The 265-nt window shown below is 57.0% G+C and carries 1 protein-coding gene; it reads right to left on the reverse strand.

Annotated features, from left to right (window positions below; translation table 11 throughout):
• Positions 1-265 (reverse strand): heme oxygenase-like domain-containing protein (locus BK660_RS32340; protein ID WP_473087040.1); only part of this gene is annotated, 265 nt, incomplete at both ends.

Below are 265 nucleotides of genomic sequence, written 5' to 3' on the forward strand. Positions count from 1 at the left end.
ACCTTCGAGAACGTAGAGCACGCCCAGGCAGGCAGCGCTTGAGTCGATGATCGGCAATTGCTGGCAGCGCGGCAGGCTTTGCAACGCAGTGGCGGATACGCCAAGCGCCAGCAAATCGGTGAATAGTGTTTGTGCTTTAAGACGGGGCACCAGATCAAAATCGGCCGGGACTGCATTGCTCTGTTGCAGCGCGTTTTCCAGCGGTGAATAGAAGCCGTGATAGGCCTGCATCAACCGCACAAAAGCCTGGGTATCGAGGGTATCG

Origin of the sequence: Pseudomonas brassicacearum (assembly GCF_003732265.1) — a bacterium.
GTDB lineage: Bacteria > Pseudomonadota > Gammaproteobacteria > Pseudomonadales > Pseudomonadaceae > Aquipseudomonas > Aquipseudomonas brassicacearum_D.